The following is a 15,080-nucleotide window of genomic DNA, read 5'->3' as shown; positions in this document are numbered from 1 at the left end:
TTAGGGGGGAAGTAAAATGGATAATGTTATTAATAACATTATTAATAATCCAGTTAAATTAACATTATTTATTCTGTTTTTTATTTGCCTTTTACTATTAATTATAACGCTAGTGTTGTGAGGGCAAAAGCGTCATTTAAAAACAATTGAAATTAAAGTTATACAAAAGTTTGATATTTTAAAGCGGTTACCGTTAAAACATAAGCTTTTTCGGATTTCAGAAATTGCCCGTTATAATAATCGTTATGCAAAGAATCTTATTATATGACGAACAAAGTATGAAATTATTTATGAGAAAAAGTTGATAAGTTGTTTAGAAGTATTTCGAAAGTTAGATCAAACTAATAAAGCAGCAACAAAGAAATTGCCAAAGGTAACGACACAAAAACTTATTCCGTTATTGAGAGAATTAACATTATTAGAAGCAGAAGCTCGTCGCTTATTAGATGAAATTAATAGTCAATTACAAATTGAATTATTACAACGAGATTATATTTTAGCGCATAAGAAAATGTTTAATTCATTATTAGAAGATGCGGTTAAATTGCAAATGAATGTTTCATTAGATACAAAAAAGATTAATGATTTTGAACGAAATATTGAAAGAATGTTTGATGAATTTGAGGGTTATTTAACAGCGGGAGATTTTGCTAAAACAGAACAAATTTTATCAAATATTATTACTTCATTAACTATTTTTGTTGATATTTTAGATAACATCCCTCAAATTAAAACATTATTAACAAAAGTGGTTCCGAATAAACTTTCGTTATTAAAAGATAAATATGTTCTTTTTAATAAAGATGAAAGTAGTCGGAATTTGTTAAAGTATGGTTTTGATGAGTTAGCACAGAGTATCGATGTAACTAAAATTTTAATTTCAAAGTATATTGATAACTTGCAATATAAAAAAGCAACAAAAAAGACCATTGAGATTATTAATCAAATTAGTGATTTTGATCAAAGTATTGAACAACAAAAAGCAATTATTTCGTGTTTTAAAAAATACTACCAAATTGTAATGGATTATATAAATAAAATTGAACGAAGTTTTAATGCAATTTCGCGTCAAATTGAAGCATTGCGAAGTTCATCAACATTAATGGCACAAGAAGAAAGTATTTATCGTGAAGCAATGGGGAAAACAAAAAATTTAACCCATAATACTAACCGGTTAGTATTAGAAATTAACCGAAATGGGCAGAATTATGTTACCTTTAACCAAGAATTAGTTCGCTTATTAGAAAATGCGGTTGTGACACAAAAAGCATTAGAAAATGTTGTTAAAATTATTGAAAAACGGAATTTTGCTGAAACAGAAATTCGTCGGACAATTCATTTGTTAGAAGTAGTTTTATTACAAGCGGAAGTGCGGTTAAATCAATTACAATATAAAAAATTATTAGCAAAATATGAAAAACGAATTGCGGATTATCGACAATCCCTGGAAAAAATTAAACGAATATCATTTGATGTTAATAATCCTAGTGAAGTGGATGAAGTAACGGGGAAACTAAATTGTTTAAAAACCGAAGTTTTAAAATTGTTTGAAAAAATAAAAAACAATATTTTATTAGATTTATTATCACAAGAAACATTAGTTTATGCACAGAAATTTATTTTAACAAATGAAGATGTTGATGATCATTTACGGAATGCGCAAATTGCTTATTGTGATGGTGATTATGATGGTTCATTATTTTTAGCATTAAAAATTATTAATGGTGAGCAAGCAAAAAAAAAGTAAATGGAGTATAAAATGAATTTTGATGTAATATTATTATAGACTGCACCCAAAAAAGTAAGTAAAGAAAAAAGTCTTTGCTAAACTTTTAAAGGAGGTGCATTTTTATATGGCAAGAAAAGGACAAAAATTTAATAATAACAAACTTGTAATTGATAATTTAAATGCTGCAATTAATGCCAAATTGTAAAGTTAAGTGCAACTAAATTATTTTTCTAACCAAATATTCGATTGGCGAAAGATAATTTAGTATTTTTCTTGGTCTTTGGTTTAAAGACAATATAAATTTATGAACTGCATTTTTAGTAGTATTTGAAAAATTAAATTTTTTAGGAAATTTTTCTCTAATTAAACCATTAGTATTTTCATTAGTACCTCTTTGTCAGGGTGAATATGCATTAGCAAAATAAATTTTCACATTTAAATTTTTTTCAAGTTGTTGTCAATTAGCAAATTCTTTACCACGATCAAATGTTATAGTCTTAACAATATTATTTGGAAGAATTGATAAATAATGGCTAATATTTTCGTTAATAACTTTAGTAGTTCTATTTTCAACTAATATTGCTAAAGTAAATCTTGATGTTCTTTCAACTAAAGTTATTAAACATGATTTACTTTTACCTCGTGATGATACTACGGTATCACCTTCTCAATGACCAAGAGTTACGCGATTATTAACATTAGCATTTCGTTCTTTAATTGATTTACCATTAAATTTACCCCGATTTTCTTGATATTTTCGTTTCTTACCTTTTCTTCTTAAATTTTTATTAGTAACTTTTTCAAGTAATCCAGAATAAATTCAATTGTAAATTGTTTTAAAACTAATAATTCATTCTTTATGAAAATTTTTAATTCTGCCATAAATTTGTTCTGGTGATCAACCTAATAATAATTTTTGTTGTACATATTTTACTAATTCTCTATTTTTAAACTTATGAAAATAAATATGTGATTGTTTTCTATTTTCTGCTTTATTTTGTGCAATTAATGAAAAATAATGATTATTATCTTTATTTCTATTAACTTCTCGAATAATAGTACTAATACTTCGATTAAGATTTTTAGCTATTTCACTAATTTTTATTTTAAACTTCAATTGATTCTCAATATAAATTCTTTCATCTATGCCAAGATGTTTATATCCCATATAAAAACCCCTTGCTTTATTTTTTCTAAAATAAACTTAGCATCATAAAATTTTTATATGAGATTTTTTGCAATTTTATTTACTTGCACTTACAAGTATAATTCAGCTAATAAAATTAAAAAAATAAAAAAAGATCTAAATAAAACAATAATTCATTCAGATCACGGATATCAATATACATCTAAAGATTATAATAGTAAATGTTTAGATAACAAAATTATAATTTCAATGGGTAAAAATTATCATTGTGCAGACAACATTATTATTGAAAGTTTTCATTCATTACTTAAAAAAGGAACAATCCATAATAAAAATTATAAATCTCATAATGAATATATTAATGATGTTAAAAAATGAAATAAATGATATTCAAACCAAAAAGAAAAAGATATAATAAATGAAAGTTTGTAAACCTTTTTATTAATACTTACTAAACAGGGTGCAGTCTACCCCACTTGGTGTTACCCCAACACGATTTTATTGGGCTTTAATTTCTTTTGGAATTCCTATTTTCATTTCTTTGTTTCCTTTTCTAAAGACTTGTTAATTAAATTATTATAAAATTGTCGTTTATCGTAATATGATACTAAATAATCATCCAGATGATTAACTAGTTTTTCATTTCACTGAGAATAATTTTTTATTGAAAATATTGTGTTTCTTGCTGCTATATTAGGATTTGGTTTTTTTCTAATCTTTAAATAAGATAATAGCAACATTATTGATACATAAAAAACAACAATAACTGCTAATCATTTTAAATAGTTAGTAAAAACAGCTGGTTTGACATTTAACCCAACTTCAATCCCAACAAATACAGTTAGAAAAGCTAAGACTACGCCAAGAGCGCCCCCTAACATTAACCCAAAACTTGTTTTTGGTTGATATTTATTATTTTTATAATAAGAATACGCGGCAATTGGAACAGCGTATCCTGATGCTAAAGTCATAATCGGAAAGGCCACTTTAATATCCATTCCTAATAACGCAATTGTTGCTAAAGCGGGTGCATATAACCCAATTCCAAATGCTTGTAAACCACCATAAATAATAAATAAAATAAAAGCAAGCCCTAATTGTCATCCCGATAAACCAGTTTTATTACCACTTGTTGGTAAAAGGTTTAGTTGCATTAAAATCATTAATATGACGACAATTGCTAAAACAATAGCCATTGTTAAACTAATATGTTTCGCACTAATTCTTTTTGTTAATTCTGCCCCAATAAAACTTCCCAAAATAGCACCAAGGACTAACAACATTAATGTTAAAACTTGAACATTAATTGCCGCCACAAAAATTGTTCCAGCAATTAAATTTGGAATTCCTAAGCCAATGTTTAATGTTCCCGGTAACAAGGCATCATTTTTAACAATCTTCCCTGCTTTTAAACCGGCGGTTGCCACAGCAAAACTACCAACACCAATTGTATCTAAAAATGAACCAACAAAACCAATTGTTGTTATTTTAAAGATATTTTTTTCACGATCCATATAAGTTTTTCTAGTAACTTTTAACATTAAGATAAAATAACCAATAATTATTAATAAGGTTATTAAAACAATAATAAGCGCAACCAAATATTCTTTTTTCGCTAAATCAAAGCTTTCATTTCTTATTTTTGGAAAATAAATTAAATAATTAATTAATAATGTTCCAATAATCATTAACGGCAAACTTACCATACTAATTAAAATTAAATTTTTCGTTCCAAGTGGTTTTTTTATTTTTTGTTTTTCATTTTTTAATACTTCGCGAATTGATGCTTGTTCTAAACTTACTTTTTTATTTAAACTTTTGATTTCACTGTTTATTTTAATTAGGTCATCTAAAACCGCTAAATTATGTTCTTTTTTAAAAGCAATATTTTTCTCAAACGTAAACGTACATAAATCAGCCATTTGGATAATATCTCGTTTTAATTCTGATATTTTTGTTTTATACAAGTTTTTTAATATTTTTAAATTAGTTTGATATTCTTCAAGCGTTATTTTCTTCGCTTTTTTTAAAATGTTTAAATCTGCCAAATGATTTTTAAAATCTTTTTTTAAAATTTCTAGTAGTGTACTAAAATAATATAAATCATTAACAAATTTATCCAAATTATCTTCTTGTTCTAAAATTTGACGTTTAACGTTATTTAAATCTTCTTTCATTTTCTCCTCACATCATCTATTTATCTTTATTTAATATTTATTTGTTACCTCACACTTTATCATAATTATGCCACACATCTTTCCATAATTTGATAAAAGATTAGTTTCATTATACCTGAATTGTAAATATATTTGGGACACTTTATCTTTAATTTTGTCGAAAACTCTTGATATTTTAATAAAATCAGGATTTTATTAAAATATCAAGAGTTTTCGACAAAATTAAAGATATTTTTCAAAATGTTTTAAGAATCAGCGTCCTTCAACTGATAATAGCCGTTGTGTTTGTTCATTAAGTAACGTTTTTGATAATTCTTTATCAATTCGGTAAATTCGTGCATCTAAATTATCTAAAAATGATAAAATTTCGGCTTCCAATATGTGTGGTTCAACTGGGGAACCATATTCTAACCGTCCATGACTAGCTAAAATCATATGTTCTAACAAAACAATCTTTTCTGAATTTAATTTATTACTTTGGGCAAGATGGTTTAATTCATTGGCCATAATTGAAATATGGCCAAGCAATTTCCCTTCAAACGAAAAATCATTTGTTGCCCCACTTGTAATTTCAATAACTTTACCCAGATCATGTAAAATAACGCCACAATATAATAATTCGGCATCAATTAAACGATCTTGATAAACATCGACAACATTTTTTGCCATTTGTAGCATTGTTAAACTATGTCAGATTAAACCCGATTTTATTTCATGATGATTACGAATTGCCGCGGGTCAAATTTTAAATTGTTCCCCATATTTGGCTAAAATTAAGGTCATAATTTCACGGTATTCTGGTGTTTTCATTTTTTTTACGGTTGTCATAATTTCTTCATACATTTTATCCAGTGAAAGTGGTGCCACTTCAATAAAATCATCCAAATTAATACTTTCATTGTCAATGACATCATAACTATTAATTTTTGCTTGTAAAAATTTGCGATATTCAATAATATTAATGTTTACTTTATAACAATTACCTTTCGCTCAACATTTAAGGTCACTTGGGTGGGCATCTCATAATCTTGCTTCAATTGTTCCTGTGCGATCTTTTAATGTTATTGATAAATAAGTGCTTCCATTGGAAGATGTTCCTTGTGTTACTTTATCAGCAATCACATTTAATTCCACATTATTAACTTCTTTCGTTAAATCTTTAATATTCATTTTTTCGCCTCCTAAAAATAAAAAAAGTACGTAATAAAAAAATAGACTGCACCCCGTTTAGTAAGTATTAATAAAAAGGTTTACAAACTTTTATTTATTATATCTTTTTCTTTTTGGTTTGAATATCATTTATTTATTTTTTTTAACATCATTAATATATTCATTATGAGATTTATAATTTTTATTATGGATTGTTCCTTTTTTAAGTAATGAATGAAAACTTTCAATAATAATGTTGTCTGCACAATGATAATTTTTACCCATTGAAATTATAATTTTGTTATCTAAACATTTACTATTATAATCTTTAGATGTATATTGATATCCGTGATCTGAATGAATTATTGTTTTATTTAGCTCTTTTTTTATTTTTTTAATTTTATTAATTGCAGCATTTAAATTATCAATTACAAGTTTGTTATTATTAAATTTTGATCATTTTACATCAATAATTTCTTTAGTATATCCATCAATTATTGTTGATTGATAATGTTTTTTACCATTTCAAATTAAATAAGTTACATCAGTAAATAAAATTAAAAATCTTTCTTTAATATCATTAAAATTACGATTTACTAAATCAGGATATTTAATTATATTTTTATTTCTATTTTGTTTTATTAATATTTTTCTACGCATACGCTTTACATATTCAGCTTGAATATTATTTTCTTTCATAATTCGTAATACTTTCTTAGCATTATAAACAATGCCATAATCTTCTTTTAAATATTTGGTAATTCGACGATAACCAAATTGTTTTAAATTTTCTTCATAGACTTTTACAATATTTTTTAATGATTCGCTATCCTTACCATTACTTGAATAATTTTTATATTTATCTCAATAACTACGCTTTAAATCTGTTATATCAAGTAATAAATTTAGTGGATATTTATTAATGTTTTCTTTGATAAAAAATACAATTTTTCTTTTATTTAATTGTAAAGTCATGAAGCTTTTTTAGTAATTCATACCTAACTTTGTAATAGTTTAAATCTCTTTTTTCAAATGATTCTTTTGGACCTTTATTGGTGTTTAAAATTCCTTTCTTAAAATTTTCATACCATGAAGCAACAGTTTTTTTATTAATTGCATATTTTTTTGCAATAAAACTTATACTATTATTTTTAACCTCTTGTCCTATCCTTTTTCGAAAATCTGCTGTATATTTATTAAATTTTTGTCCTTTTCTTGCCATATAAAAATGGACCTCCTTTAAAAGTTTAGCAAAGACTTTTTTCTTTACTTACTTTTTTGGGTGCAGTCTATTATTTTTTTTGTCTTTTTTTGGGCGTTGGATTGCTGTTTCGGTTGCATCAATAATAATTGTTTTATCATTAAAGTGTTTATTTATTAGACTTCTTGCGATACCTGATTATTTATGCTTAAAAAGCAATTAAAATTTTTAAAAATGATTATTTTAAGCTGAATTATACTTGTAAGTGCAAGTAAATAAAATTGCAAAAAAACTCATATAAAAATTTTATGATGCTAAGTTTATTTTAGAAAAAATAAAGCAAGGAGTTTTTATATGGGATATAAACATCTTGGCATAGATGAAAGAATTTATATTGAGAATCAATTGAAGTTTAAAATAAAAATTAGTGAAATAGCTAAAAATCTTAATCGAAGTATTAGTACTATTATTCGAGAAGTTAATAGAAATAAAGATAATAATCATTATTTTTCATTAATTGCACAAAATAAAGCAGAAAATAGAAAACAATCACATATTTATTTTCATAAGTTTAAAAATAGAGAATTAGTAAAATATGTACAACAAAAATTATTATTAGGTTGATCACCCGAACAAATTTATGGCAGAATTAAAAATTTTCATAAAGAATGAATTATTAGTTTTAAAACAATTTACAATTGAATTTATTCTGGATTACTTGAAAAAGTTACTAATAAAAATTTAAGAAGAAAAGGTAAGAAACGAAAATATCAAGAAAATCGGGGTAAATTTAATGGTAAATCAATTAAAGAACGAAATGCTAATGTTAATAATCGCGTAACTCTTGGTCATTGAGAAGGTGATACCGTAAGTATCATCACGAGGTAAAAGTAAATCATGTTTAATAACTTTAGTTGAAAGAACATCAAGATTTACTTTAGCAATATTAGTTGAAAATAGAACTACTAAAGTTATTAACGAAAATATTAGCCATTATTTATCAATTCTTCCAAATAATCTTGTTAAGACTATAACATTTGATCGTGGTAAAGAATTTGCTAATTGACAACAACTTGAAAAAAATTTAAATGTGAAAATTTATTTTGCTAATGCATATTCACCCTGACAAAGAGGTACTAATGAAAATACTAATGGTTTAATTAGAGAAAAATTTCCTAAAAAATTTAATTTTTCAAATACTACTAAAAATGCAGTTCATAAATTTATATTGTCTTTAAACCAAAGACCAATAAAAATACTAAATTATCTTTCGCCAATCGAATATTTGGTTAGAAAAATAATTTAGTTGCACTTAACTTTACAATTTGGCTTAAAGTTTAATTTAATTTTTTTAATTTGTAATTTTTTTATTTTTGTTAGTATCGCAAGAAGTCTAATGTACTTAGTAAAAAAACAGAAACTAAATGAATTAACGGAGTAAAATAGGCTATAATAAGGTTATAAAATTTTAAATTAAATCGTTGATTTAAGAATAGTAATTAATACGCTTATCGTCAGAGAAGAGGTTATGGATGGTGCAAATAACTGGTGAGATATTAAGGAATCCACCTGAGGAGAGCTGCTAATCCCAGCCGTATTATTGAATGTAAATGATTCATTAAGAAGGAATTAAGACTAATTTATTAGTAAAAAAGGATGGTACCGTAAGAAATTGCTCCTTGTTTATATTTTTTTAATATAGGCAAGGATTTTTCTAACTTAATTAAAATTAAACAAGAAAGGATAAAATGATGGAAAAGGAATTAAAATTATTATTTACGCAAGCAACTAAAAAAATTACTGCGGCAAAAACAGTGGCGGAACTTAATGCGCTTAAATTAGAATATTTAGGGAAAAAATCAGTGTTAAATGATTTATTAAAAAAATTGAAGGATTTAAGTCATGAAGAACAGTTAATAGTTGGCCAAAAAGCAAATAAAATTAAGGCGGAATTAACTAATTTATACCAAGATAAAAAATATGAATTGGAAGATGCATTATTAATGACAGCCATTGAACAAGAGAAAATTGATTTATCATTGCCAGGGTATAATTTAACGTTAGCAACAAAGCATCCATTAAATCAAGTCATTGATGAAATTTCACAATTATTTCAAGAATTAGGATATGATGTTGTGTTTGGAACGGAAGTTGATGATGATGAATATAATTTTCAACGTTTAAATTTACCATTAGGACATTCCGCTCGTGATATGCAAGATACATTTTATTTAACAAAAAATACCTTATTACGAACACATTGTACCAATATGACAGCGCGCGCAATTTCCCAAATGAAAAATAACAAAGAAATTATTGCAATGATTTCAGCAGGAAATACTTATCGTCGCGATGATGATGATGCTACACATTCACATCAATTTATGCAAATTGATGGGTTTTTAATTGCCCCCAACATTACCTTTGCGAATTTAAAATGAACAATTCAATACTTTTGTCAAAGAATGTTTGGTGAAAAAACAAAAATTCGGTTACGACCAAGTTTTTTCCCGTTTACCGAACCATCAGTCGAAGTTGATGTAACATGTGTTAATTGTCAAGGCGAAGGTTGTTCAATTTGTAAACAAACGGGATGAATTGAAATTATGGGGGCTGGAATGATTAATCCGCTTATTTATAAAGCGTGTGATCAAGATCCAACCTTAACGGGGTTTGCCTTTGGGATTGGGATTGAACGGATTGCAATGTTAAAATATGGAATTGATGATATTCGTCGTTTTTATACGAATGATGTTCGTTTTTTAGAACAATTTAAGAAATTTGATTAGGAGGTGTTAAAGATGATTATTACAAGAAAATGATTAGATAAATATATTGATTTTACCGATATTAGTAATGACGATATTGTGGCTGCTTTAAATAGTTTGGGGTTTGAAGTTGAACGTACACATAATTTTGATCATAATCGCGATGTTGTTTGTGGACGGGTACAAGTTGTCAATGAAATTATCGATACGCATTTAAAGTTTTGTTTAGTTGATACAGGGCAAGAATTAGTTGATCCAATTGTTTGCGGAGCTAGTAATCCTGTGGAAAATGGGTATGTTATTGTTGCCCGTCCAGGAGCAATTTTAGCGGATGGCACTAAAATTGCTAAACGACAAATTAAAGGATATGCGTCAGAAGGAATGATGTGTTCTTTAATCGAACTGGGAATTCCCGAGAAATATTTAACAACGGTCGAAAAAGATGAAATTATTTTAACTTTTAATGAGAAAGAAGTTTCTTATGATATGATTGGTGCCGAAGATATTTTACCGAAAATTGGGTTAACAGATTATTTATTTGACATTGATTTAACATTGAATCGTAGTGATTGTTTAAGTGCTTATGAATTAGCCCGGGAATTAGCGAGTTATTTTAAACGAGAATTATTTCCATTAGAATTAGAATCAACGGAAAATTTAAAGGAATATCAAAATCCCTTGCAAGTTGGCATTGAGACTACGGCTGTTAAATCAGCAATTAGTGCCAATGTGAAGTTAACACCTGAAAAAAATCCGTTAAAATTAGCCGATCGAATTTGATTAAAAATTAATGAATATCAATCAGACAGTGTTGATCCATTTGGCGATCTAGCAATTAAAACAACGATTGAAACCGGACAACCATTATTATTATATGATTTTAATAAAATTAAGGGTCCTTTAAAAATTACGAATGATTATGAAAATAAAGATTTTAATATTAAAAAAGGGGATTTAGTTGTCATTGACAATAACGAATTTGTGGAATTAATTGGGGTTCGGGTAAATCCGGTTTATGCTATTACTTCAACAACAACCGAAATAACTGTGTTAGCTTTACATTTAAATCATATTCTAATGCGTTATCAACAACGAAAAGTTGGAATTAGTAATATTAATTTACAACGTTATATTAAGCCCCTTAGTTATGCAACGGTTGGGTTAGGATTATCGCGTTATTTATATTTATTAAAGATTAATGGTTTTTTATCGGAATTGTCAGTTTTAAATTTTATTAAAAAATATAAGAAAACTGTTGAACCAATTAGGATTACATTAAATGAAATTAACCAGTCAATTGGGCATCTTTTTAGTTTATTAGAAGTTAAAGGTTTGTTAGAACCATTAACATTTCATTTTAAAGAGGCCGCGGAAATTTTATTTGTGACTCCACCAGTCACGCGCACGGATATTTTTCAAAAGGCTGATATAATTGAAGAAATTGCGCGTTTATTTGGTTATAACAATATTGTTTCAGAACCACCAGTCTTACCAAACTTGGCTAAAGCAAACCGTTCAGCGGAGAAAACAATCAATAATTTTGAGACTTTCTTGTTAAATAATGGCTTTTATCAAGCAAAAACATATGCTTTAGTTAAACAACAAGAAATTAAGGACTTTAACTTTTTTAATTATCAAAAGCCACATCAATTATTATCACCATTATCCGAAGAACATGAAGTAATGCGGCTAAGTTTAACAAATAGTTTACTAAATAGTGTGGTGTATAATAATGCACGAAATAATAAAAATATTAAATTATTTACAGTTGAAAATATTTATGCTAATGGGAGAGAAAGTTATTATCATGGGGCTTTTGTCAGTCAAGCGGAAATTGTTGAAAATAAAGTAACAGGTGATAAACTAGCTAATTCATATTACTATGTTAAAAGTTTGTTGGAAGCTTATTTGCAAAGTGAACAAATTGATGTTAATGAATTATCATATCAAGCGGCTCCCAAAAATAAAGTTTATCATCCTTATCAAACAAGTCATGTTTTATTAGGGAAGCAATTATTAGCCATGATTGGAGTCGTTCACCCCGCTTATCACAATGCCGTTGATTTAAAAGGGGCCACTTATTTTGGTGAAATTAACTTCGAAGTAATTTTTAATTATTCGAATAAAAAACAAACATTTTTTACGCCACTTTCAAAATTTAGTGCAAGTAGTCGCGATATTTCAATTTGAGTACCAACAACGGTAAGCTATGAGCAAATTAAAAAGAAAATTTTAGCTGGGGTAAAAAATATTGTTAAGATGGAAGTTATTGATCAATATTTTGATCCGAAATTAAAAGCTGGCCATAATGCTTTAACAATTAGTTTTACTTTTAATGATATGACAAAGCAATTAACAGAAGCAGAAATTAATAAACAATTTGAACAAATTAAAAATAATTTAACAAAATTAGAATTATCAATTCGTTAAAAATAAAATTTATTGAGAATTAAGTTAAACTAGAACAAGGAGAACTTAATTCTTTTAATTTAACATAATTTATAAATATAGAATATTTAAGTAAATGTTACTTTTATATTTTTTTGATGTAAATTGTAAATTCAAATGACACACTTTATTTAATTTAATTATAACACAATAAAATAAGTATTCCATATAATTTTATTCCTGAATTGTAAATGATTGCGTTGCTAGTATTCCACTTATATATTTAAAATTAATACTTCTTACTTATTCTTTTAAGTAAAGGAGAAATAATTATTCATACACACTTATGAGTAGTAATCGTCATTGCTGTGGCAATAGGTTCCTACTTTCTTGGGTATTTAGTTGAAAAATATCTTAGATTTAAATTAAATAGCCAAATTGTAAAGTTAAGTGCAACTAAATTATTTTTCTAACCAAATATTCGATTGGCGAAAGATAATTTAGTTGCACTTAACTTTACAATTTGGCTATTTAATCATCGTTCATTTTTTTAAGTCAACGAAGAAATGTTTTTAAATTTTTAGGTGCTTTATTTTTTAATTATTCACCATGAATTCCCTTTTTTAAATTATAAAATAAAGATAATATAGACGGCACCCCAAAAAGTAAGTAAAGAAAAAAAGTCTTTGCTAAAATTTTTGGGGTGCCGTCTAGTTTTTTTATTTCAATACCAACCCTATTAAAAATATCAAAAAAACCTTTATCTTGAAAAGATAAAGGTTCACCAATTATTCTGCTTTTTGATTATCAGATTTTGGTTTCACTGTTTTTTTGTTAAGTTCTTTTTGTGATTTTGATGCTTTTTCTGTTTGTTTTGCTAACTCTTCTTTTTTATTAAATTTAAATTTAAATCTTTCAACACGGCCAGCTGCATTAGCAAACTGTTTACTACCGGTATAGAAGGGATGGCACGAAGAACAAGTATCAACTTTTAATTCTTCTGCTTTAGTAGAACCACTTGTGTACTCTGTTCCACAAGTTGTACACATGATTTTAGTATCAAAATATTTTGGATGGATTCCTTCTCTTGCCATATAACTCACCTCACTTTTAATAATATGCAGTCATATTATTTCCACGTAAGTGATGATAACACATATTTAAGTAAAAACAAAGATTATTTAATAATCTTTGCAAATTCATTAGACTTCTTGCGATACTAACAAAAATAAAAAAATTACAAATTAAAAAAATTAAATTAAACTTTAAAATAAGCATTTTTAAAAATTTTAATTGCTTTTTAAGCATAAATAATCAGGTATCGCAAGAAGTATAATATTAAAGGTATTTAAAATTTCATCAATGATTTTATTTTTAAATTCATTACCCCGGTCAGTATGAAATAACGTAATTTGATTTAATGGTCTTGTAAATTGAATAAAAGACTTTTTTGTCCTAGTTGGGCTGTTTTGTTTGTCTCGGCACTATAGCCAATTATTTCACGATTAAACAAGTCAATTAATAAACAAATATAATGTCATTTAGCACCAACTTGAACATATGTTAAATCACTAACAACAACTTAATTTGGTTGTTTATTATTAAATTCACGGTTTAAAACGTTGCTAATTTCGTCGTTATTAACCATTGACTTATGATTACGATATTTTAATTTGGTGTATTTAGATACTAACTGATTTTTAATCATAATTTGGCGAATTTTTCTTCGCGATAAGATAATATCTTTTCTGGTTAAAATAGCTTTAATTTTACGAGCTCCATAAATTTTGCGATTATCATTAAATGCACTGATAACTTCTTGTTCATAATTATTAACATCAACCGTAGCGTATTTATTAATTTGATAGTAATATGTTGATTTTGCTATCTTTAATATTTGACCCATTTTTCGCACGGAATATTTTTCTTTATTACTGTTAATAATTTCTATTTTTTGCCAATTATCAGTGCCGCTTGCTTTAAAATGTCTTTTTCCATTCGTAATTGGATTAATTCTTTCCGCAAGGCAATCAAGTTCATTTTTTTCAACAGTGCGGTTATCTTTTGCTTTAAAAGATCCAGAATTATTTAATTTTTCAATTCACTGATATACGGCTGATTTTGACATCCCATATTCCTTAAAAATTTCAAGAATGGTTTTACCATTTTGATAAAGTAAAACAATTTGTTTTTTAAATTCATCGGTGTATGAATTTCTTCCCATTTTTATATTCCTACTTTCTTCATAATTATATAAGTCCACATAAATATGGTCCAACTTATTGTAACCTATCCAAAACGTTATAAGTATAATAAGGTTTAATGCCAATTAAATAACTTTGTTTATTTTTATCTAAAAAACAAAAATCATTTGACACCGAAACATAACAAGTCCCGAAACGAACTTGATAACTTTTTTCAGTAAATTTTTTATTCACACTTTTTTTGCGGTGTGAAAATATTTGAAATATCCTTATTCGGATTTAATTGATTATAGACTGCACCCTGTTTAGTAAGTATT

13 protein-coding genes are annotated in these 15,080 nt (G+C 26.4%); 6 read left to right on the top strand and 7 right to left on the bottom strand.

Going from position 1 to position 15,080, the window contains the following annotated elements; translation table 4 throughout:
* The first annotated feature begins 16 nt into the window (after window positions 1–16).
* Entirely contained in the window at window positions 17–1,747 is a 1,731-nt protein-coding gene (locus ACQH23_RS04520; protein WP_425379080.1) for a septation ring formation regulator EzrA, read from the top strand.
* Window positions 1,748–1,946: 199 nt separating this feature from the next.
* Here ACQH23_RS04520 and ACQH23_RS04515 read toward each other — a convergent pair whose 3' ends face one another.
* Entirely contained in the window at window positions 1,947–2,897 is a 951-nt protein-coding gene (locus ACQH23_RS04515; RefSeq protein ID WP_425379079.1) for an IS30 family transposase, read from the bottom strand.
* Between the two features lie 57 nt (window positions 2,898–2,954).
* Here ACQH23_RS04515 and ACQH23_RS04510 point away from each other — a divergent pair, with 57 nt between their 5' ends.
* Window positions 2,955–3,308 carry a hypothetical protein gene (locus ACQH23_RS04510; protein ID WP_425379078.1) on the top strand — a complete coding sequence of 118 codons (354 nt, stop codon included), beginning with the start codon at window positions 2,955–2,957 and terminating at the stop codon, window positions 3,306–3,308.
* 95 nt (window positions 3,309–3,403) lie between these two features.
* On the opposite strand, the gene ACQH23_RS04505 is transcribed toward ACQH23_RS04510, so the two are convergent.
* The 4 genes from ACQH23_RS04505 to ACQH23_RS04490 all read right to left on the bottom strand — a co-directional run bounded on the left by ACQH23_RS04505 (window position 3,404) and on the right by ACQH23_RS04490 (window position 7,424).
* Complete coding sequence (locus ACQH23_RS04505) at window positions 3,404–5,053, bottom strand: TSUP family transporter (protein WP_425379077.1); 1,650 nt, start codon at window positions 5,051–5,053, stop codon at window positions 3,404–3,406.
* A gap of 222 nt (window positions 5,054–5,275) precedes the next feature.
* On the bottom strand, window positions 5,276–6,223 hold the full coding sequence (locus tag ACQH23_RS04500) for a 3'-5' exoribonuclease YhaM family protein (protein WP_425379076.1): 948 nt from the start codon (window positions 6,221–6,223) through the stop codon (window positions 5,276–5,278).
* Window positions 6,224–6,352: 129 nt separating this feature from the next.
* Complete coding sequence (locus ACQH23_RS04495; protein ID WP_425379075.1) at window positions 6,353–7,177, bottom strand: IS3 family transposase; 825 nt, start codon at window positions 7,175–7,177, stop codon at window positions 6,353–6,355.
* Window positions 7,158–7,424: a hypothetical protein gene (locus ACQH23_RS04490; protein ID WP_425378573.1), complete on the bottom strand. Its 267-nt coding sequence runs from the start codon at window positions 7,422–7,424 to the stop codon at window positions 7,158–7,160. Before ACQH23_RS04490 ends, ACQH23_RS04495 begins: the two co-directional genes overlap by 20 nt.
* A 333-nt stretch (window positions 7,425–7,757) precedes the next feature.
* Between ACQH23_RS04490 and ACQH23_RS04485 the strand changes: the two genes are divergently transcribed.
* The 4 genes from ACQH23_RS04485 to pheT all read left to right on the top strand — a co-directional run bounded on the left by ACQH23_RS04485 (window position 7,758) and on the right by pheT (window position 12,601).
* Entirely contained in the window at window positions 7,758–8,291 is a 534-nt protein-coding gene (locus tag ACQH23_RS04485; protein ID WP_425379074.1) for an IS30 family transposase, read from the top strand.
* A 13-nt stretch (window positions 8,292–8,304) separates the two neighbouring features.
* Entirely contained in the window at window positions 8,305–8,709 is a 405-nt protein-coding gene (locus ACQH23_RS04480; RefSeq protein WP_425379310.1) for an IS30 family transposase, read from the top strand.
* 445 nt (window positions 8,710–9,154) lie between these two features.
* Window positions 9,155–10,192 carry a phenylalanine--tRNA ligase subunit alpha gene (gene pheS / locus ACQH23_RS04475; RefSeq protein ID WP_425379073.1) on the top strand — a complete coding sequence of 346 codons (1,038 nt, stop codon included), beginning with the start codon at window positions 9,155–9,157 and terminating at the stop codon, window positions 10,190–10,192.
* Between the two features lie 12 nt (window positions 10,193–10,204).
* The gene (gene pheT, locus ACQH23_RS04470) at window positions 10,205–12,601 is read left to right on the top strand and encodes a phenylalanine--tRNA ligase subunit beta (RefSeq protein ID WP_425379072.1); all 2,397 of its coding nucleotides are present in this window, start codon (window positions 10,205–10,207) and stop codon (window positions 12,599–12,601) included.
* Between the two features lie 746 nt (window positions 12,602–13,347).
* On the opposite strand, the gene rpmE is transcribed toward pheT, so the two are convergent.
* Window positions 13,348–13,653: a 50S ribosomal protein L31 gene (gene rpmE / locus ACQH23_RS04465; protein ID WP_425379071.1), complete on the bottom strand. Its 306-nt coding sequence runs from the start codon at window positions 13,651–13,653 to the stop codon at window positions 13,348–13,350.
* 488 nt (window positions 13,654–14,141) lie between these two features.
* On the bottom strand, window positions 14,142–14,783 hold the full coding sequence (locus ACQH23_RS04460; RefSeq protein WP_425379070.1) for an IS3 family transposase: 642 nt from the start codon (window positions 14,781–14,783) through the stop codon (window positions 14,142–14,144).
* Between the last annotated feature and the right edge of the window lie 297 nt (window positions 14,784–15,080).

Origin of the sequence: Spiroplasma endosymbiont of Polydrusus pterygomalis (assembly GCF_964030635.1) — a bacterium.
Taxonomy (GTDB): Bacteria; Bacillota_I; Bacilli_A; order Mycoplasmatales; family Mycoplasmataceae; genus Spiroplasma.
Note: the sequence above shows the minus strand (reverse complement) of the source record. Positions and strands in the feature narration are given on the sequence as shown.